Raw genomic sequence first — 19,473 nt, forward strand, 5'->3', positions numbered from 1 at the left:
GCGGGCGGGCGCTGCGCGGCTCATGCCGCGCAGCGCCCGCCCCGGTCGGCGCGATGTCACTCGTCGTCTTTTTCCTCCGGATGCCGCATCAGGTGAACGATTGAGACGACCATGCCGCCCCACACCGTCACAATCGCGACGAGCATCATGATGATTGCTGAAGCGTTCATGACTTGTCCTTTCTTCCCCCGCGAGGCGATCGCTTCGCAGGCGTCTCGGCCTCTTCGTGCGCGTTGGCGGCGGCGAACTCGCCGGTCTCGGTGTCGTGGCGTGCAATCTCGGCCGCATCGATCTCTGGATCGAGAATTGGCGGGGAGACTGGCTCGCCATCGATGTCGGGATCGTGCAACGCTGACTTCGACGACCACGGCAGCTTCGACAGCAGGTAGGCGATCACGACGAGTGCGATGGCCATTCCCCAACCGAAGACGCCAACAAACCACGTGGGCATGTCGCCGTAGCCTTCGGCAATGCGCGTCTGCAGCGAATCGATCAGGATGTAACCGAGGATGATCGGGGTGATGCCGCCCACGAACATCATCCACGTGCGGCCCATCTTCACTGACGACGTCTTGTTGAGATGATCGCGCAGTTTCGGCAGCGCCGTGAACCCGGCGGTGAGGAAGATCACCACGACAAGGGCGACAGCGACGATGCCGAAGCTGTTGACGAACGCGTCAGTGACATCAAGCAGGTTGAGACCCGTTGTCGTGGGGAACAGCAGAATCGAGATGATCGCCATCGGAATGCCAACACCAAGCGTCGCGCCCACACGCGAGAGGCCGAGCTTGTCTTTGACAGACGAGATGACGACTTCGAGGATGCTGACCATCGACGTGAAGCCGGCAAAAACCAGAGACGCGAAGAACAGCACGCCAAGAAGAGCCCCCGCCGGTGCCTGCGAGATGATCGCGGGGAAGCCGATGAAGGCGAGCCCGATTCCAGATGCCGCCACGTCGTCGACCGCTTGACCATTCTGCACGGCGATGAAGCCGAGCGCGGCGAAAACGCCGATGCCGGCAAGAATCTCGAACCCGCTGTTCGTGAAGCCGACGACGAAACCGCTTCCGGTGAGGTCAGTCTTCTTCTTAAGATACGACGAGTACGTGAGCATGATTCCGAACGCCACGGAGAGCGAGAAGAAGATCTGCCCGTAGGCGGCGATCCAGATGCCGCTATCGGCCATCCGGCTCCAGTCTGGAGTGAACAGCGCTTCGAGGCCGGTGAGGGCACCGGGGAGGAACAGCGACTGCACGACGAGAATGATGAACATCACGAACAGCAGCGGAATGAAGACCATCGCCGATCGAGCGATGCCCTTCTGAACTCCGAACGCAAGGATGGCGATCGCCGCGACCCAGACAAGAATAAGAGGAATGAGCACGCCGGGAACAAAGGAGAACTGCACGTTCACCTCATCGGACACCTGCAGGAACTCTCCCATGAGAAACCCGGCCGGGTCGTCTCCCCATGCCTTCGTGACAGAGAACCAGGTGTAGCAGGCGGCCCATGCGATGATCACCGCGTAGTACACGGCAATGACGAAGCAGATGAGCACCTGCCACCAGCCGAACATCTCCGCTTTCTTGTGCAGGCGCCGGAACGCCATGGGCGGCGAGCCACGGAACTTGTGCCCGATCGCATAATCGAGGAACAGCAGCGGAATTCCCGCCGTGACCAGTGCGATCAGGTACGGCACGATGAACGCGCCACCACCGTTCTCGTAAGCGACATACGGGAACCGCCAGATATTGCCCAATCCGACGGCGGATCCGATCGCCGCGAAGATGAAGGCATTACGGCCTGAGAAGGTCTCTCGGGTCCGAAGACCCAGGCCCGAAGATTTAGCTTTCACTTTCCACCTCGTTGTTCGAGTGATGCAGTGTCACCATAATGCCGTGGTTCTCGGCGAAATCACAGCTTTCTGCGCCCGAATGGCGAAAATTGTCGACGATCGGCTCGTGACGTAGAATATTCGACGGTTCACGTTCCCCGTCGAGCCCTGGGCGCGCACATCGGCGCGAAGTCGAACTCAGGGGCGCAAGCATCCCCGAGTGAACGCCGTTGTTGGATTCTTCCGATGACTACCTCTCCCATTCCCATAGCTCCGCCCTCTGCGAGCATCCACACTGATCACCGTCCGTTCCCGTGGCTCGGGCTCATCCTGCTCTCTGCCGGCGTTTTTCTCGCCGTCACGAGTGAGGTGACGCCGACGGGCCTTCTGCCTGAAATGAGCTCGGCACTCAGCGTCACCGAAGCGCAGATCGGCCTCCTTGTGTCGATCTTCGCCTTCACCGTCGTGATCACGAGCGCTCCACTGACGGCGCTCACCGTCCGTCTGCCGCGCAAACCGCTGATCGTCGCCGTGCTCATCGTGCTCGGTCTTGCCAACCTGTCCACCGGCCTTGCCCCCAGCTACACGCTCGTCGTTGTCGCACGGATCGCAGGTGGGCTCGCGCATGGTCTCTTCTGGTCGCTTGTTCCGGCGTATGCAGCGCGTCTTGTCTCGCGCGAGAACCTCAGCCGCGCGGTATCGCTGACGCTCGCGGGTGGCACACTCGCACTGGTGCTCGGCGTGCCCCTCTCAACAGCGCTCGGGCAGGCCGTCGGCTGGCGGTGGGCGTTCGTGGCTATTGCTGCCGGTCTGATTCTCGGTGCGCTCGCCGTACTGATCTGGCTCGCTCCCGTGTCACGTGACGTGCAGTCGAAACAGGATGCTGACGCGCCACGTCGCCGCGACGCCACAGTCATGCCTGTGCTGGTGATCTGCGTCACCGTTGCCATCATCATGATCGGCAACTACGCGTTCTACACATACGTCACGCCGTTCCTCATCGGACCCGTCGGAGTGCCGTCGTCGTTCATCAGCATCGCGCTCTTCGTGTATGGCGGTGCTGGCGCGATCGGCCTCGTGCTCACGGGAACGGTCTTCGCGCGACGCACGCGGCTCGGTCTCGTGATCGGGCTCGCCGTCGTCGCGGCATCCGTTCTGGCCCTGTCCTTCACCGTCGGAGGGTTCTGGGGTTCGATGGTGGCGCTTGCCCTCTGGGGACTGTCGTTCGGCATGGTGCCGCCGCTGCTGCAGACGCGGATGCTGCAGACTGCGAGTGAGCGTTTTCGCGACGCTGCGAGCGCCATCTACACGACGGCGTTCAACGTCGGCATCAGCGGGGGAGCGTTCCTCGGCGCGATGCTGCTGCCGTGGCTCGGGGTGCAGGCGCTTCCGCTGGTCAACGTGGTGCTCACGCTTGTGGGCCTCGTCATTGTGCTCGCCGTTGTGCTGCGCGGGCGACGCCAGAATCGTTCACACTGACGCGCGAAAGTTCATACGTCAAAGTTGGCTCTCACACGGCCTCATAGAGACACATTTTGACCGACGAACGTCCGGCCGTCAGGAGCTCTTCGGCCAATCCCACCAAGGGACCCAATCTCTCAGGTCGACGCATGTGCTCCCGTCACCAGCCGTGTCGGTCACGGTGATCGTTGTGCCATACCAGGACTTCAGCCCGAGATAGATGAACACACCCTCGGTGAACGCAAGTGCACCCTCGCTGACTTCACCGCTCACAGTGATCGTGTCGCCACCAGGCACGGCGATCTCGATCGTGATGTTGGTTCCCTCGGGAGCATTGACGGCTACTGAATCGAACTTCAAACAGCGCTCATGCCGCTGGTCCCTCCTGCACTGGTCATCGTCAACCCAATCTGCGTCGACGCCGGTTATGGCCAGGGGATCGCGAGGGCCCGAGACCGTTGCGGGAGCAGACGGAGCCGAGGTGCGGCCATTGATGCTCGCCGTAACCGTGACTGAGTACTCGACGGGCTCGAGGCCATCAAGCGTCAGCAGCCACTTTCCGTTACCGTCTGCCTCCGTTGTGAACGTCAAGGTAGACGCGCTCGGTTCAGCCGCGGTGAAAGGTGAAGCGAGGTTTGCTGGCACTGAACTCGGGGAAACACTTGATGTCGTCGACGGTGCGGTGCCCAACGACTGAGTTGATGACCCTGTCGATGACGTCGATGCTGTGTCCGCCGGCTCCGCGGTCGCCTCTATCGTGCTCCCGGGTGTGGCTATTCCGGATATCGCAGGGTCGGAGCCGCCGCTGCTTGGAGTGACGGAGATGTCTGTCGGTGCCGCGGGCGGCGCATCCGGTGCGATCGTCTCGTTATCGCCCTCGTTTGGCGGGGTGCTCTCGTCTGGGTCATCTGCAGGAGGTTCGTTCACCGGCGGGTTGTCAGCCGGCGGGTCATCCTCTGGCGGAACGACCGGAGAGTAATCCTCGGCTGGCGGCTCGTCTGCGGGCGGAGCATCCTCGGGTGCATCGTCGTTCGGCGCGGCATCCTCGTCTGGGTCATCGATCGCCGGCGGCTGGGATGCAGCCTGCGGCGGCGATGTGGGATTCGTCTCGTTGCCCGGGAGAAGCGCGGGAATGAAGATCACCGCGGCAGCAACCGCCGCTGCCAGCACACCGGCGACAACGGTGCCGCCCACAGCGATGGCTCCGCCAGAAAGCCCGGATGCTGACGAGCCCGCTCCCGCGCCGCCTCCGCCGCTCCCCGCACTGCCGCTTCCACCAGCTGCCGCTGCGCCTGCACCGGCCGCCGCGGGTGCGCCGACACCTGCAGCAACGCCCACTGGCATGGCCATGACTGCCGCGGTCTGACCGGACTGCAACCAGGCCAGATACGCGCTGGCCCCCGTCGCCCCGATCGTCAACGGCAGAAGCACAAGAGCGATGCGTGAGCCGACGGCCTTCGCCTCAGCGACGACGATGGTGCACTTGGCGCACTCGTCGAGATGGTTGTCAAACCGCATTGTGTCGCGCTTTCCCAGCGCAGAGCGCGCATACGAGCCCATGCGCTCGAGGGTCCAGCGGCACTCTGATCCCTCAGCTACGGAATTAATGTGCGCCTGAATCCACGCTTGACGCAGTCCCTCTCGCGCCCGATAGGTGAGCGCGGCGACACTGTTTGCCTTCATTCCGAGCAGCGGGCCGATCTCGGCCGGTGTCATCTGTTCGACTTCGGAGTACCAGAGCACTTCCTGCCATCGGGTGGGCAGACTGCGGTATGCCGTCGCCGTCAACCCGCGGTCGAGAGCAGCCTCAGTCGCAGCGTCGGTCGTTGACGGATCTTCGAACGACTCAAGAGTGTCAAGTGATGTCTCGCGCTTCTTGCGTCCCCACTCAGCCGCCGTATTGCGCAGGGTGGTGAAGAGGTACGGTCGAAACGCACCCTTCGGCCCCCCGCCCTTACGTACCGCCGTGAAGACGCGCACAAACGACTCCTGCACGAGGTCGTCGTGGTCGAGACTCGAGGTAATCGAGCGCGCAACGGTCAAGCCGGCCGCTGAATGTCGATGCCACAGCTCCGCATACGCCGACTCGTCGCCGTCGCGGGTGCGGGCAAGCAGGTTCGCGTCAGACGCGTCGCTTGCCTGGGCGCGAGACATTAGGCCGGCTGCTCCTCGGGTCGATTGTGAATGGTGGCTATTTAAGAGATGTCGACGACGTCAAATTATGACGCCGTCGGCCATTCTCGACGAATGCGGTGAGAAAAGCCACAAAAAGAATGTGGAAAGTCGCGTCATAATCTGCGTCGTTCGTCATCTCTCAGTGTGAAGGACATTGCAGTTGCTCTTCGGAACAGCTCAATGGACGCCATCGTCCCTAGCGGTGGCCCGGGTGTCTCGCCTAGCGAGCACAACGGATACCTGGTGGGAGACCCGAACCCCACCGGGGTCCGACTTCGGGAGCACGCCAGCGAGGTCGGATGCGGCGGGGCGCGGTACCAAATGGGGGTAGCCGCGCTCCGTCGCACTGGGCGGAACATCACTTTAACCACGCGGGCTTCGAAGATATTCCATATCGGGAATCTTCGCCGTGAGCGTCGTTTTTCACAGGAGTGGCCGGAGCGAACTCTATAGAATAAGGAGAAATCGCCCCCGACATTTCGGAGACGCGCATGGCTGTGCTGTTGACTGCATTCTTGGTGCTGTCAATTGTCACGCCAAAACTCACCCGCTGGCTTTCTACCCGGGTATTCTTCGTCATCGCGCTGGTTCCGCTCTCGGCATTCGTGGTGACGCTGACGCAGACACCGATGATCATTGCCGGGGATGAAGCGCTCGAGGCGTACCCGTGGATTCCCTCACTGGGCATTGAACTGTCGTTTCGCGTGGACGCTCTCGCCTGGCTTCTCTCGCTCGTCGTCACCGGCGTCGGAACGCTCGTTCTGGTGTACTGCGCCCACTATTTTCGCGCCGATGAGCCAGGCCTCGGGCGATTTGCCGCCATCATGCTGGCCTTTGCCGGCACGATGTACGGACTCGTGATCAGCGACGACATCGTCGTAATGTTCATGTTCTGGGAGATCACCAGCATCCTGTCGTACCTGCTGATCGGTCATTACACGGGGCGTAAGGAGTCCCGCGGCGCTGCGCTGCAGGCGCTTCTCGTCACCACGTTCGGCGGGCTCATCATGCTGATCGGCGTGGTGATGATGATTGTTGCGTCGGGAAGCACATCGATCGCCGCGATGGTGGCGCATCCGCCAGGCGGCGCGGCTGTCGCGACAGCTGTCATTCTGATCTTGATTGGTGCGCTGTCGAAATCCGCCATCGTTCCTTTTCACTTCTGGCTCCCCGCAGCAATGGCCGCACCAACGCCCGTGAGCGCATACCTGCACGCCGCGGCGATGGTGAAGGCGGGTATCTACCTCGTCGCACGATTCGCGCCAGGCTACGCGGACTCTCCGGGGTGGATGCCGACGCTCATCGTTCTAGGGCTGGCGGCAATGCTTGTCGGTGCGTGGAGATCTCTGCGGCAGTACGACCTCAAGCTCGTGCTTGCCTATGGCACGGTCAGCCAACTCGGATTCCTGATGGTGATTGCTGGCTTCGGAACGCACGACGCCGGGCTGGCCGCCGTTGTCCTTCTTCTCGCCCACGCTCTCTATAAGGCAACGCTGTTTCTCGTCGTCGGCATCATCGACCAGCGCACGGGCACACGAGACTGGCGCAAGCTGTCGGGTATCGGGCGCCGAGCGCCCGTACTCATGATCGTCTCGGCCATCGCGTGCCTTTCCATGGCGGGCGTTCCACCGCTTTTCGGATTCATCGCGAAAGAAGCAGTATTCACTGCGTTTTTCGACGCGGGTCTTGCGGGCAGTTCCTGGGGCTGGGTTGCTCTCATTGGAACAGCGGTCGGCTCGATTCTGACTGTTGCTTACACGGCACGATTCTTCTGGGGAGCGTTTGCTCGCCGAGAGAATTGCGAGCCGACGCCGCTGCGCATGGAGGGCAACGGACTGCTCGTCTCGCCAATTCTGCTCACGCTCGGAACTGTTGTGCTCGGTGTGGTGCCAGGAGTGCTTGGCGCCCCACTGGGCGTTTACGCGGAGAGTTTTGCTGATGGCGGCCACGCTTACCTCGCGCTCTGGCACGGGCTGCAGCCGGCGCTCGCGATTTCGGCAGGGGTGCTCGCCATCGGTCTCGCGCTGTTCGCCGTGCGCACGCTCGTCGCTCGCATTCAAGACATGGTGCCCGACTGGATCGAGACGTCGCGCGGATACTGGTCGATCGTCAGCGCCGTCGACCGGCTGGCTGCGCGAAGCACGATCTTCGCCCAGCGTGGCGGGCTCTCGCAGTACCTCTCAACGATTCTCGTGGTGTTCGTCGCCGGCATGGTGTTCACGCTGTCGATGAACGACACCTGGCCCGACGGCATTCGGTTCTTCGATTACCCAGCGCAGGCGGTCATCGGGCTCGTCATGGTCATTGCCGCGATCATGGCGGCCGTCGTCGAGAAGCGCATGACGGCCGTGCTGCTCGTCGGCATCACCGGGTATGGGCTCGTTGCTTTGTTCGCACTTCACGGGGCGCCGGATCTTGCGATCACTCAGGGGCTCGTCGAAATGGCGACGATTGTGATCTTCGTGCTGGTGCTCCGACGGCTTCCGGTGAAGATCGCGCAGCACAACAAACCAGAGCAGAAGAAACGTCGAATGCTGATCGGCGGTCTCGTCGGTGTGACGATGGGCGTCGTAGGCATTGTCGCTCTTGCCGCGCGCCAGGCAGAAAGCATCTCTGCGCAGCTGCCCGACCTCGCCGTGAACGAAGGACACGGACGCAACATCGTGAACGTGATGCTCGTCGATATTCGCGCGTGGGACACCATGGGGGAGATCTCAGTGCTCGTCGTCGTGGCGACCGGGATTGCGAGTCTGCTCTTCGTGTCCGGGCGCATGGGCGCGATGCCGCGTCTCGACGGCGCTCGTGCCATGCGCCGATCGTCGCGCCGTCGTCACGTTGTACACGACCCGCTCGCACCCGCGCACGGAGACAGCGAGACTCGGCACACATGGATCTTCGCCGGCCGAACGCTGTCGCTACACCACCGATCGATCCTGCTCGAAGTCGTCGTTCGACTGCTGTTCCACCCCGCCATCATCGTGTCGATCTACCTCCTCTTCGTCGGGCATAATGAGCCGGGCGGGGGCTTTGCCGGAGGGCTGCTCGCCGGACTCGCCCTCATTGCGCGCTACCTCGCCGGGGGCCGCTTCGAGCTCGCGGAAGCCGTCACCGTTGACGCGGGCAAGATTCTCGGCACCGGCATCCTGCTTGCCGTCGGTTCGGCTGTCGGCTCGCTTTTCTTCGGTGCCGACGCGCTCACCTCCGCATACCTCGAAACCGACGTCGCGGTTCTCGGGCATCTGTCCATCGGCACATCCACTATCTTCGACATCGGCGTCTACCTCGTCGTCGTCGGTCTCATTCTCGACATTCTGCGCAGCCTCGGCGGCGAGGTCGATCGCCAGCTCGACGACGCCGAGGTCACCGTCGGCACACGAGGAGGTGCGGCATGACAGCATCCCTCACCCTCGTCATCGTCATGGCGGTGATGTACGCGGCAGGTGTCTATGTGATGCTCGAGCGGAGCCTGACGCGTGTGCTCATCGGATTTCTGCTCGTGGGCAATGCCACAAACATTCTCATCTTCATCATGAGCGGGCCGAGCGGTTCAGCGCCCATCGTCGATGGGTCCACCACAGCGGATGCTCCCATGGTCGATCCGCTTCCACAGGTGCTCATGCTCACGGCGATCGTGATCAACTTCGGCATCACCGCGTTTTTGCTCGCGCTCATCTACCGCTCGTGGTGGCTGGCCCGACTCGGTGATCGCGGAGACACGGTTCCCGACGATCACGCGACAGACACCGAGGAGAGCACGGACGCCACGTTCGACGCCGTCGACGTCGATGACCAGGCGATCCAGGACATTCTCGACGCCAGCGATGAACACGTCGACGACACGCCAGACACGAAGAAGAAGGACAGATGATCGACTCCCTCCTTCCTCTCGTCGTCGCCATTCCGCTGCTTGGCGCGGCGGTCACGCTTGCGCTGGGCCGTCGCTCACGACTGCAGGTGATCGTCAGCACGGCAAGTCTCGTGCTGGTCACATTGCTGAGTCTCGCGCTCATGTTCGACATCGACACGAACGGCACGGCAGTTGTGCACGTTGGAGGGTGGGAAGCTCCCTGGGGAATCGTGCTCGTCGCCGACCGCCTCTCGGCGATCATGCTGCTGATCTCGGCGCTCATGCTTCTCGGGGTGCTCATCTTCTCGATCGGCCAGGGCATCGCAGACCAGAACGATGAAGAGACCCCGGTCTCGATCTTCCACCCCACGTACCTCGTGCTTGCGGCCGGAGTGTTCGATGCCTTCGTCGCCGGCGACCTCTTCAATCTCTACGTCGCATTCGAGATGCTTCTCTCGGCAAGCTACGTGCTGCTCACCCTCGGAGGAACGGGCGCGCGAATCCGGGCGGGCGTGACGTATATCGTCGTGAGCCTCGTCTCGTCGATCATCTTCCTCGCCGCGATCGCGCTGATCTACGGCGCGACGGGAACGGTGACCATCGCCCTCATCTCCGAGCGCATCCGGGATCTGCCGATGGACATTCAGATGATCCTCTGTGTGGCGCTGCTGATGGCGTTTTGCATCAAAGCCGCAGTGTTTCCGCTGTCGTTCTGGCTGCCAGATTCGTACCCGACAGCCCCCGCGCCCGTCACAGCTGTGTTCGCCGGTCTGCTGACGAAGGTGGGCGTCTACGCGATCATCCGCACAGACAACGTGCTGTTCGTCGATGTTCCGCTGCGTGTGCCGCTGATGGTCGTTGCGTTCTTCACGCTGCTCATCGGCATTCTTGGTGCGCTCGCGCAGGCCGACATCAAGAGGCTGCTGTCGTTCACGCTCGTGAGCCACATCGGGTACATGATCTTCGGCATCGCGATCGGCGGCGTGCACGCGCTCTCGGCGACGATCTACTACATCGTGCATCACATTGCCGTGCAGACGACGCTGTTTCTTGCGGCCGGCCTTGTGGAGCGCGTAGGCGGTTCAACGTCGATTTCGAGGCTTGGGGGAGTGCTGAAGGCGTCGCCCATGGTAGCCGTGCTGTTCTTTATCGGCGCCATGAACCTGGGCGGCATCCCCCCGTTCTCGGGCTTCCTCGGCAAGGTGAGCTTGTTCCAGGCCGGGCTCGAGCAGGCGGATTGGCTCATTTACGTGCTGGTCGGCGCGGGGGCCGCAACGTCGCTGCTCACCCTGTACGCCCTCGTGCGCGTGTGGAACATGGGTTTCTGGCGCAGCCGCAACGAGGTGACCGGGTATTCGTCGCCTCTGCTCGCATCGCTGCGCGAGAGCCCCGACGACTCCGGCTCTGTCATGACGAAGAGCATCTCGAAGCTCATGCTCGGAGCGACCACCGGTCTCGTGGCGGTGACCGTCGCCCTCACCCTGCTGGCCGGGCCGCTGTTCGGCTACACAGACCGGGCAGCCGAGAATCTCAGCAACCCGGACAACTACGTGAGCGCTGTCTTCGGGGAGGGGGAGCGATGAGCGACGCACCAGAGGTGAAACCCCCGGAAGAGACGTCGTCTGCCGGCGGACTCATCATTCTGAGCATCGGGCTCGTGGTGATCTGGATGCTGCTGTGGGGGCAGTTCACCTGGCTTTCGCTCATCACCGGAGTGTTGCTCTCCCTCGCCGTTTCGATCGTGTTCTATCTGCCTGCCGTCGACATGAGCATCCGGGTGAACCCCTGGTACACAGTCGTCTTCTTCGCCCGCCTGCTGTACGACATCGCACACGCGTCAATCGACATCGCGTGGCTCGTGCTGAAGCCACGATACGTGCCGTCGAATGCCATCACGGCGATCCCGCTGCGAACACGCTCGGACCTGATCATGACCTGGACTGCCGAGGCGATCTCCATCGTTCCGGGTTCGATCGTGCTCGACGTCGACCGCGAAGACTCCATTCTCTACGTGCACGTCATCAACGTGCGCACGCTGGCCGAGGTTGAGAAGTTCGAAGGCGAGGTGTTGCGCACAGAGAAGCGCATCGCCCTCGCGTTGGGCACGAAGGCCGATGTCGAGCGAGTTCGTGCGGGTGCTGCGGCATCCGTCACCATCGATCGCGGAGGTGAGGCGACGTGACAGTCATGAATACTCTCATCGGAATCGCCATCGTCTTGTTCACCGCTGGCGCGCTGGCTGCACTCTATCGGCTGATCACCGGACCGACGCTGCTCGACCGCGTCGTCGCGAGCGATGTACTGCTGGTCACAGTGATGTGCGGGCTCGGGGCCGAGATGGCGATCAACCATCACACGACGACGCTTCCTCTTCTGCTGGTTCTCGCGGCGTTCGCGTTTGTCGGTTCGGTGAGCGTTGCGAGGTTTATGGGGCGGAGGGATGACACATGAGCGGTGATGTGCGTGACTGGATCACGATAGTTCTTGTGCTTGTCGCAGCGGTGATGTGCCTCGCGGCCGGCGTCGGCCTGCTGCGCATGCCCGACGTGCTCTCGAGGCTGCACGCCGCGACGAAGCCACAGATTCTGGGCCTCATCGTCATGATGGTAGACATCTCGCTCAACACGCCCGCCGTTGTGACGATCACTCTCGCGATAGCGATCGTTTTCTTTCAGGGGATCACCGCGCCGATCTCCGCGCACATGGTGGGGAGATCGGGGTACCGTGCGGGCAGCGTGCACAGGGAATCGCTGATCCGCGACGATCTCGCGACGCGCATCGAACAGGCGGAGCGCAGCCAGGAGACCGAGACGTAGCGCGGTCGGCGCTGCTGTACACGTTGACTGACACCTGTGTCGGAGATTGGCGAGCCTGGTCAGCAGTGACCCGCGTGATTCCGAGGTTGCCGGTCATCGTGCAGGCCAGATCTCCGAAACACGTGTACATCGGCAGCCCGCGCAGGCGACATACTCACGAACCTTGACGACCTCCCCATTGAGCGGTGGTCATTCTTTGACGAGTTTCGGCGACGCGCACTCGACCTGCGAGACAAAGTCTCGACTCACGATGCCGCATACGTTGCACTGGTCGACGCTCTGGAATCTGTGTTGATCACGCGAGATGCGCGCCTCGCTCGCTTGGTTGGACACGATGTCAAGATCGTGGCGATATAGCGGCCAGGAGCTCGCCCTGCGACGATTGATCAAGGATTCGGAAGTCTGAGCCCGGATGCGGCGTGTCGCCGTTCGACACACCGGTGACGCGAGCGTGTCTCCGAATGCGTGAACGGTGCCACCGCCAGGATGCTGCTAACGCAGTTGCCGACCCTCGGCCCACACTCCGCGCACGTCGAACTCCGCGCCAAGCAGCACGGCATCTGCCGCGAAGCCTGGGCGCAGACTGCCGAGCGTTGCATCGAGGCCGAGTGCGCGGGCGGGAGCGCCCGTGACAGCATCCACAGCCTGTTCCATCGGCAGGCGCACATCGGTGACCGCTCGACGCAGAGCCTCGTCGAGCAGCAGCGTCGATCCGGCGATCGAGCCGCCCGTTGCACTGCCGTCATCGAGTCGCGCAACGCCAGACCTCACCATCACGTCGAGGCCGCCCAGTGTGTATGCGCCATCAGCGGCGCCCGCTGCAGCCATCGCGTCGGTGATCAGAGCGACCCGCCCCGGAGCCTGGCCACACAGCATCCGCACGACATCGGGGTGCACGTGAGTGCCATCGTTGATGACCTCGAGAGTGACGTCGTCGCGGCTCAGCGCAGCGATGACAGGGCCCGGCGCGCGGTGGTGGATGCCGTTCATGGCGTTGAAAGCGTGTGTGAGAAGCGTTGCGCCCGCGTCGAATGCGGCGTTGGTCTCGTCGTAGTCGGCAGACGTGTGCCCAACCGCAACGCGCGCGCCCGCATCGACGAAAGCGCGCACGGCCTCGAGCCCTCCGTCGAGCTCTGGCGCGAGAGTAATCTGCCGCAGGGTTCCGTTGGTGGCCGCAAGCAGCGTCTCGATATCAGGCGGCGTCGGGGCGATGAGCAGCTCTGCCGTGTGCGCACCCTTGCGCCCCACATCGAGAAACGGACCCTCAAGGTGCGAGCCCAGAATTAGCGGGTCGGATGCCGTCAGATCGGCGATCACGCGTGCCCGCTGCGCAAGATCGTCAATGGATGCTGTCACGAGCGACAGCACGGAACGTGTCGTTCCATGAGCCCTGTGCACAGCCACCGCCGTCGCAATCGCGTCGGCACCGTCATCGTACGCGGCGGCGCCTCCGCCGTGCCCGTGGATGTCGATGAAGCCGGGAGTCAGCCAATCGCCTGCCGCGTCGACGATCTCAGCGCCAGCCGCGCGTTCGCGCCACGCGTCGCCGGTGCCGGTCGCTGTCACGACAGCATCCGTCATCTGAACCCACGCATCATCGGTGACCGTGCCGTCGGTGACCAGTCGTGCTGAGTGAATGATGACTGTCATTCGGCGATCCTCACGTCGATGCCGCGCTCGGTGAACGCGGCGATTGCGTCGTTGTCTGCTCCGGCATCGGTAATCAGCATGTCGAAGGCGTCGAGCGGCGCGACCGAAGCAAATGCCCGGCGACCGATCTTTTGAGAGTCTGCCACGATCGCCGATCGCTTCGCGCGCTCGGCCATGAGCTGGTTGACGCGCGCTTCGCCTTCGTCGTGCACTGTCGCGCCTTGCTCGACGTCGATTCCGTTGACGCCGATGAATGCGATGTCGATGCTGAGCTTGCTGAGCATCTCGTCGGCGTAGGGCCCGGTGAGCTCATAGGAGCGCGCGTGTACAACACCGCCAGACACGACGACCTTGATGTGCGGGCGTAGCGCAAGTTGAGAGGCGATGTTGATGGCGTTTGTGACGACGGTGAGCCCGGCGTCGCCCTGCGAGTCGTGCAGGTCGCCGCGCGCGGCAAGCTCGCTCGCCACGGCAGTCGACGTTGTTCCGCCGCACAGCCCGACGACAGAGCCGGGTCGCACGAGTTCGCTTGCGGCGCGCGCGATTGCGGCCTTCTCATCGGCGCGCTGCCCACGCTTGTACCGCAGAGGAAGATCGTACGAGACGGAGTGCCCGACGGCGCCGCCTCGCGTGCGAGTGAGAAGGTTCTGCTCGGCGAGCGTGTCGAGGTCGCGTCGCACCGTGGCTGGCGAGACCTCGAGGGCTTCGACGACGTCGTCCACCTCGATCTGGCCGTTTTCGGCGAGTAGGTCGAGCACCGCCATGAGGCGCTCCGAGCGGTTCACGAGGTTGCTCTTTCGGGGGAGAGCGCGAAGAGCCGCTGCAGCCGCTCGGCCTCGGCAGACAGCGCGTCGCGTGCCGGTGCGAGGTACTTGCGCGAGTCGACGACAAAGGGATTGGCGGTGAGAAACTCGCGTACCGCGCCCGTGAACACCCCGTTGAGGTGCGTTGACACGTTGATCTTCGTCATGCCCGAGCGTACGGCGAGCGTGAGTACGTCGTCGGCGACGCCCGAGGAACCATGCAGCACGAGAGGAACATCGAGGGCGGCGTGCAGGCGAGTGATGAGGTCCAGATCGAGAGCGGCGACTCGCTCGGTCATGGCGTGCGATGAGCCGACGGCGACAGCGAGGGCATCGACACCGGTTTCGGTGACAAAGCTCACCGCCTCGGCTGGGTCGGTGCGAACACCCGGCGCGTGGGCGCCGTCTTTTCCTCCGACCTCGCCGAGCTCGGCCTCAACGAACACTCCGGTGGCGTGTGCGTACTCGACGGTGCGAGCGGTTGCCGCGACGTTCTCGCCGTAGGGCAGCTTCGCACCGTCGTACATCACCGATCCGAACCCCAGATCGACTGCCTCACGGGTGAGAGCTTCGCTCTCGGCATGGTCGAGGTGCAGCGCGACGCTCGCGCTCGACTGCTCGGCGAGGGCGAGGCAGGCGCGCGCGACCGGAGCGAGAGCACCGTGATAGCTGACGCAGTTCTGCGAGATCTGCAGAATGACGGGCAGCTGCGATCGTTCAGCGGCTGCGACGAGTCCCTCGGCCGTCTCGAGGTGGATCACGTTGAACGCGGCGACTCCGGTGCGTGAGTGTACGGCATCGTCGATGATGCTGCGCGTCGGGGTGAGGGTCATGGTTTCTCCAGGGTGCTGATCGTCACGTCACGGGCAAGATCGGAATGAGAGTGATGGATGCTGCCGGCAAGCGGCATGAGCACGGCGGCCGCCGACCAAGCGACGGCACGGCGCAGCAGCGTATCGACGTCGACCTCGCCCTCGGCGAGATGCGCTGCGAGAGAGGCGACGGCGGCGTCTCCTGCCCCCGTCGGATTTCCCTGCAGAACACGGTCGAGACGCGCGTGGCGAATGGGAGCGTCGTCGCTCGGCACCGCGAGCATGCCGTCTTCACCGAGCGACACGACGATGGTTCCGGCGCCCAGGTGCTGCAGCGCCCGCGCGCCCGCGACGGGCTCGGTTTCGCCCGTCGTGTCGCGCAACTCGTCGCGATTGGGCTTCAGCAGCTGTGCGCCCGCGCGTGCCGCTTCGATCAGCTGCACCCCCGTCGCGTCGGCGATCGTCGCTGTGCCGGCATTGCGCGCTTCGGCGATGAGCTCTGCCGTCAGCGTCTCGGGTGCCTCGGGTGGGCAGCTTCCCGACACCACGAGGCATCGTGCGTGGGGAAGCCGCGACGTGACGACATCGTGCAGCTCTGTCCACACCGTGAGCGGCTGCGGGTTTCCCGACTCGTTGAGGATGGTCGTGACGCCGCTCGAGGTCTCGACGATTGCCGTCGAACGCCTCAGCGGCCACGGCGTGCCGACAAGCGAGTGCGGCACATCGTGCAGATCGGCGCTGAACGCGGACTCCGTCGCGCTCACTGGAGCGATGGCGACGGCATGCTCACCCTGTTCGCAGAGCACGCGAGCAACGTTCACGCCCTTGCCGCCCGCACGAAGCTCCGCGGGGGCGACACGGTGAGTCGCTCCGGGTGTCAGTCGATCGAGCGTGATCGTCGAATCGAGCGCGGGATTGGGTGTGACCGTGATGATCATGGCGTCTCCAGAACCGTTCGTGCGCGCATCGCCGCTCCCACAAGGCCGGCGTCCTGCCCGATGCTCGCGTGCATCAGCTCGGGGCGCCGATGGAAGGTGAGGTGCGAGTACAGGCGTTCGCGCACCGGGCCGAACAGCGCATCGCCGGCCTGCGCGAGTCCTCCTCCGAGCACGATCACCTCGGGGGCGAGCAGTGCCGTCGCGTGCGATAGGCCGAGTCCCAGCGCGTCGAGCGCCGTGATCCAGATTGCCTCGGCATCCGCATCGCCTGCTCGTGCCCGCTCGAGCACCTCGCGTGCTCCGGGGACGGGCGCGGATGTGAGCTTGTTGTAGCGCCGGGTGATTGCCGCGGCTGACGCGATCGCTTCGAGGCAACCACGACCGCCACACGCACACGGCTCGCCGCCCGGCGCGATCACCGAGTGCCCGAGCTCGCCAGCGTAGCCCTCGCCTCCGTAGGGTTTGCCGTCGATGAAGATCGCGGCGGCGATGCCCGTACCGATAGTGACGACGAGCGCGTTGCGGTACCGGGACGCCGGGCCGAGGCGATACTCCGCTTCACCGGCGGCGCGGACGTCGTGCGTGAATGAGGCGGGCAGTCCGAACGCCCGCTCAGTGAGCTCTCTGAACGGCACGTCGTGCCAATTGAGATTTTCGGCGAACAGGCCGATGCCGCGTTCGTCATCGACGACGCCCGGTGCGATGAGTCCGACCGCTTCAGGGACGACAGCTGGATGCTGCTCGCGCAGCGCCTCGCCCAGTCGGGCGATCGTCTCGAGCACTGCCGTCTCCGTGTGCTCAGCGAGCACCGGCGTCGGTGTGCGCTGCACCCCGAGAAGCTCGCCGTTTGCGGCGACGAGGGCGGACTTCAAATCGGTGCCGCCCACATCGAACGCCAGCACGGGAGCCCCGGGGCCAAGCAGCGACGTCATGCGTCGAGTACCACCGAGCGCGTGAGGTTGCGTGGGGAGTCGGGGTCGAGCCCGGCGTTCAGTGCGCGCTGCAGTGCAACACGTTGGGCACGCACCAGATCGGCGACGGGGTCGACGCTCGCGTTCTCGAAGTGGGCACCGGCTGCGGCGACGCTGTCGGCGAGACCTGAGGGCGCGTCGCCGAACATCCAACTCACGCGACCGGGTGCGGCGATGGAGATCGGTCCGTGACGGTACTCCATTGCCGAATATGACTCGGTCCACGACTGCGAGGCCTCGCGCATCTTCAGTGCTGCCTCGTGGGCAAGGCCCGTCGTCCAGCCGCGGCCGAGAAATGAGAACTGCTCGGCGTCGATGAGCCCTGCGGGAAGCTCTTCGGTGAGAATCTTCTCGGCATCGGCGATCTGAGCCGTCACGTCGGCACCGGTCGACTGGCGAAGGAATGTGAGCGCCGTCGTGGCAAAGCGCGTCTGCACAACCGACTTCTCGTCGGCGTACGGGAAAGCGATGACGTCGTTGACCATGTCGACAATGGGCGTCTCGGTGTCACCGATGATGGCGACGGTACGCGCGCGATCGCCCACGTACTGCAGAAGCTCGAGCACTTCGGTCGTTGTTCCCGAGCGCGTCAAAGCGATGATGGCGTCGTAGTCGCGGTCGACAAAAGCTTCGCTCGCGGCAAAGGCGTCGGTGATGCCGAGACCCGCTGTTTCGCGCAGCGCTGCGTAGGACTGTGCCATAAACCATGAGGTTCCACACCCGACGACGGCGATGCGTTGTCCTGCTGTGGGCAGTTTTGCCAGGTCGTCCTTCTGCGTGATCGCTCGCGACCACATCTCGGGTTGGCTGGCGAGTTCTTGGGCCATGAAGGCACCGGCGTCAGGCATATCGCATCCTCTCAATTGTGCGTGAAGATGATTATTGCACAGTAACTTCAATCAGTATCGATCAAATCTCATCCTCGACGCGCAGTCTAGTCTGCCAGCAGCCGGGCCAGCCCAGAACGGGTTTGTCTTTGGTGCCGCTGACGCGCTCTGCCTGTTCCACGCTCACGTCGCGGTGGCGAACAGCGTCCGCCACCGCGACGACGCCCGCTTACTCTGCCGGGCTGGATGTGCCGGTGATGGTGTTGTCCGTAAGATCGACTTCGCTGACGGTGAGATCTTCGTTCAGCACCCACGCCGTCGACGAGTCGTCGGAGTACGTGATCGCCTGTCGAGGTCCTGTGAATCCCTCTATCGTCGCCGTCACGGTGTTGGTTGCGGTGTCGACGACGGTGACGGTGTTCGATTCGAGGTCGCCGGTGAGCAGTATGGAGTCGTCAGGTGAGAGGGCGGCGCCATAGGGTTTCTCGCCCACGGCGATGCGTTTGATTGTCTCGCTTGTGGCAGTGTCGACGACGGATATCGTGTTCTCTCCACTGTTCGCGGCGTACAACCGGGTGCCATCGCTGTTCACGCTCACCGCTCGCACCATGTTGAAGCCCTCGATCTGATGGCTGATGGTGTTGTCCTGCGTGTTCACGGCTGTGACTCTGTCGCCCTTGAAGTTGGTGACGTACAGCGTCGATTCATCGTCTGAAAGCACAACTCCTTGTCGAGGCTGCGCAAATCCGGGAATGATTGATGCTGCCTGCTGGTCGTCGAGATCGACAACGGTGACTGTTCCCGTCGCCTGATTGTTGACGTACAACGTGTCGCCCGCCTCGTTGAGCGCCGTTCCGAACGCCCCGGCGCCGAGCGGGAATCGATCCTCGACGTCGTGAGTGCTGAGCGACACCTGGTCGACGACCCCGAGCGTGCTGTCAGAGATGTAGAAACTGTCACCGTCGGGGGAGAACACGATGTTTCGAGGGGTGACATAGTCGGAGAGCTCCGCGGTTACCGACTGAGACTCCAGATCGACGATCTCGACCCTGCCGGACTCCGAGTTGGACACCACGGCGGTACTCTCGTCGGGGCTGACGGCCATGGTGTTGTTGTGGATATCCCCGTCGAACGGCTCGGCGGCCTTTTTCTCGGTGCCATACGCTCCGAAACTCCCATCGGGGGCCGTGGGCGTATCCTCGGCGGACATCGCGGGGCTGGAACACGCCGAGGTGGCGAGCATGGCGGCGAAGACGGAGGCTATGCTGAGGGATTTGATTTTATTTTTCACGGTTCCAGTCTTGGCTGGCCGATTGCGCGTCGGCTGAACGACGGGTAA

The 19,473-nt window shown here is 63.6% G+C and carries 17 protein-coding genes; 7 read left to right on the forward strand and 10 right to left on the reverse strand.

Annotated features, from left to right (window positions below):
* Positions 1-56: 56 nt before the first annotated feature.
* Both HCR76_RS04095 and HCR76_RS04100 read right to left on the reverse strand, forming a co-directional pair.
* Positions 57-170: a methionine/alanine import family NSS transporter small subunit gene (locus HCR76_RS04095; protein ID WP_166988468.1), complete on the reverse strand. Its 114-nt coding sequence runs from the start codon at positions 168-170 to the stop codon at positions 57-59.
* Complete coding sequence (locus HCR76_RS04100) at positions 167-1,855, reverse strand: sodium-dependent transporter (protein WP_198248138.1); 1,689 nt, start codon at positions 1,853-1,855, stop codon at positions 167-169. The genes HCR76_RS04095 and HCR76_RS04100 overlap by 4 nt, the downstream gene beginning before the upstream one ends.
* 225 nt (positions 1,856-2,080) lie before the next feature.
* Here HCR76_RS04100 and HCR76_RS04105 point away from each other — a divergent pair, with 225 nt between their 5' ends.
* Complete coding sequence (locus tag HCR76_RS04105; protein ID WP_166988469.1) at positions 2,081-3,313, forward strand: MFS transporter; 1,233 nt, start codon at positions 2,081-2,083, stop codon at positions 3,311-3,313.
* A 78-nt stretch (positions 3,314-3,391) separates the two neighbouring features.
* Here the strand turns inward: HCR76_RS04105 and HCR76_RS04110 are convergent, their stop codons facing one another.
* Positions 3,392-5,449, reverse strand: a complete 2,058-nt coding sequence (locus HCR76_RS04110) for a sigma-70 family RNA polymerase sigma factor (RefSeq protein WP_166988471.1) — start codon at positions 5,447-5,449, stop codon at positions 3,392-3,394.
* Positions 5,450-5,961: 512 nt separating this feature from the next.
* On the opposite strand from HCR76_RS04110, the gene HCR76_RS04115 reads away from it, so the two are divergent.
* Genes HCR76_RS04115 through mnhG form a run of 6 tightly spaced genes read left to right on the forward strand, consistent with a single transcriptional unit; the run spans position 5,962 to position 12,133 of the window.
* The gene (locus HCR76_RS04115; protein ID WP_166988472.1) at positions 5,962-8,862 is read left to right on the forward strand and encodes a Na+/H+ antiporter subunit A; all 2,901 of its coding nucleotides are present in this window, start codon (positions 5,962-5,964) and stop codon (positions 8,860-8,862) included.
* Positions 8,859-9,338 (forward strand): NADH-quinone oxidoreductase subunit K, encoded by a 480-nt coding sequence (locus HCR76_RS04120; RefSeq protein ID WP_166988474.1) that lies wholly within the window; start codon positions 8,859-8,861, stop codon positions 9,336-9,338. Before HCR76_RS04115 ends, HCR76_RS04120 begins: the two co-directional genes overlap by 4 nt.
* Positions 9,335-10,900: a Na+/H+ antiporter subunit D gene (locus HCR76_RS04125; protein WP_235933950.1), complete on the forward strand. Its 1,566-nt coding sequence runs from the start codon at positions 9,335-9,337 to the stop codon at positions 10,898-10,900. Before HCR76_RS04120 ends, HCR76_RS04125 begins: the two co-directional genes overlap by 4 nt.
* On the forward strand, positions 10,897-11,499 hold the full coding sequence (locus HCR76_RS04130) for a Na+/H+ antiporter subunit E (protein ID WP_166988475.1): 603 nt from the start codon (positions 10,897-10,899) through the stop codon (positions 11,497-11,499). The genes HCR76_RS04125 and HCR76_RS04130 overlap by 4 nt, the downstream gene beginning before the upstream one ends.
* A 5-nt stretch (positions 11,500-11,504) precedes the next feature.
* Positions 11,505-11,768 carry an MrpF/PhaF family protein gene (locus HCR76_RS04135; RefSeq protein WP_166990231.1) on the forward strand — a complete coding sequence of 88 codons (264 nt, stop codon included), beginning with the start codon at positions 11,505-11,507 and terminating at the stop codon, positions 11,766-11,768.
* Positions 11,765-12,133 carry a monovalent cation/H(+) antiporter subunit G gene (gene mnhG, locus HCR76_RS04140; RefSeq protein WP_166988477.1) on the forward strand — a complete coding sequence of 123 codons (369 nt, stop codon included), beginning with the start codon at positions 11,765-11,767 and terminating at the stop codon, positions 12,131-12,133. The genes HCR76_RS04135 and mnhG overlap by 4 nt, the downstream gene beginning before the upstream one ends.
* A 492-nt stretch (positions 12,134-12,625) precedes the next feature.
* On the opposite strand, the gene nagA is transcribed toward mnhG, so the two are convergent.
* From nagA to HCR76_RS04175, 7 genes are all read right to left on the reverse strand, one after another.
* Complete coding sequence (gene nagA, locus HCR76_RS04145) at positions 12,626-13,783, reverse strand: N-acetylglucosamine-6-phosphate deacetylase (protein ID WP_166988478.1); 1,158 nt, start codon at positions 13,781-13,783, stop codon at positions 12,626-12,628.
* Entirely contained in the window at positions 13,780-14,568 is a 789-nt protein-coding gene (locus HCR76_RS04150) for a DeoR/GlpR family DNA-binding transcription regulator (protein WP_166988480.1), read from the reverse strand. The genes nagA and HCR76_RS04150 overlap by 4 nt, the downstream gene beginning before the upstream one ends.
* Positions 14,565-15,419: a class II fructose-bisphosphate aldolase gene (locus HCR76_RS04155; RefSeq protein ID WP_166988482.1), complete on the reverse strand. Its 855-nt coding sequence runs from the start codon at positions 15,417-15,419 to the stop codon at positions 14,565-14,567. Before HCR76_RS04155 ends, HCR76_RS04150 begins: the two co-directional genes overlap by 4 nt.
* A complete protein-coding gene (locus HCR76_RS04160) occupies positions 15,416-16,336 on the reverse strand; it encodes a 1-phosphofructokinase family hexose kinase (RefSeq protein ID WP_166988484.1) in 921 nt (306 codons plus the stop codon). The genes HCR76_RS04155 and HCR76_RS04160 overlap by 4 nt, the downstream gene beginning before the upstream one ends.
* The gene (locus HCR76_RS04165) at positions 16,333-17,268 is read right to left on the reverse strand and encodes an ROK family protein (RefSeq protein ID WP_166988486.1); all 936 of its coding nucleotides are present in this window, start codon (positions 17,266-17,268) and stop codon (positions 16,333-16,335) included. The genes HCR76_RS04160 and HCR76_RS04165 overlap by 4 nt, the downstream gene beginning before the upstream one ends.
* On the reverse strand, positions 17,265-18,155 hold the full coding sequence (locus tag HCR76_RS04170; RefSeq protein WP_166988488.1) for an SIS domain-containing protein: 891 nt from the start codon (positions 18,153-18,155) through the stop codon (positions 17,265-17,267). The genes HCR76_RS04165 and HCR76_RS04170 overlap by 4 nt, the downstream gene beginning before the upstream one ends.
* Positions 18,156-18,363: 208 nt before the next feature.
* Positions 18,364-19,425, reverse strand: coding sequence for a YncE family protein (locus tag HCR76_RS04175; protein ID WP_167131192.1), 1,062 nt, complete (start codon positions 19,423-19,425; stop codon positions 18,364-18,366).
* Positions 19,426-19,473 lie beyond the last annotated feature (48 nt).

The sequence above is a fragment of the Paramicrobacterium chengjingii genome (assembly GCF_011751765.2).
Classification (GTDB): domain Bacteria; phylum Actinomycetota; class Actinomycetes; order Actinomycetales; family Microbacteriaceae; genus Paramicrobacterium; species Paramicrobacterium chengjingii.

Coding starts and splice junctions, on each gene's coding strand:
- HCR76_RS04135 (WP_166990231.1), top strand. CDS start 11,505: ATGAATACTCTCATCGGAATCGCCATCGTCTTGTTCACCGCTGGCGCG.
- nagA (WP_166988478.1), bottom strand. CDS start 13,783: ATGACAGTCATCATTCACTCAGCACGACTGGTCACCGACGGCACGGTC.
- HCR76_RS04110 (WP_166988471.1), bottom strand. CDS start 5,449: ATGTCTCGCGCCCAGGCAAGCGACGCGTCTGACGCGAACCTGCTTGCC.
- HCR76_RS04125 (WP_235933950.1), top strand. CDS start 9,335: ATGATCGACTCCCTCCTTCCTCTCGTCGTCGCCATTCCGCTGCTTGGC.
- HCR76_RS04170 (WP_166988488.1), bottom strand. CDS start 18,155: ATGCCTGACGCCGGTGCCTTCATGGCCCAAGAACTCGCCAGCCAACCC.
- HCR76_RS04105 (WP_166988469.1), top strand. CDS start 2,081: ATGACTACCTCTCCCATTCCCATAGCTCCGCCCTCTGCGAGCATCCAC.
- HCR76_RS04160 (WP_166988484.1), bottom strand. CDS start 16,336: ATGATCATCACGGTCACACCCAATCCCGCGCTCGATTCGACGATCACG.
- HCR76_RS04155 (WP_166988482.1), bottom strand. CDS start 15,419: ATGACCCTCACCCCGACGCGCAGCATCATCGACGATGCCGTACACTCA.
- HCR76_RS04115 (WP_166988472.1), top strand. CDS start 5,962: ATGGCTGTGCTGTTGACTGCATTCTTGGTGCTGTCAATTGTCACGCCA.
- mnhG (WP_166988477.1), top strand. CDS start 11,765: ATGAGCGGTGATGTGCGTGACTGGATCACGATAGTTCTTGTGCTTGTC.
- HCR76_RS04120 (WP_166988474.1), top strand. CDS start 8,859: ATGACAGCATCCCTCACCCTCGTCATCGTCATGGCGGTGATGTACGCG.
- HCR76_RS04095 (WP_166988468.1), bottom strand. CDS start 170: ATGAACGCTTCAGCAATCATCATGATGCTCGTCGCGATTGTGACGGTG.
- HCR76_RS04130 (WP_166988475.1), top strand. CDS start 10,897: ATGAGCGACGCACCAGAGGTGAAACCCCCGGAAGAGACGTCGTCTGCC.
- HCR76_RS04165 (WP_166988486.1), bottom strand. CDS start 17,268: ATGACGTCGCTGCTTGGCCCCGGGGCTCCCGTGCTGGCGTTCGATGTG.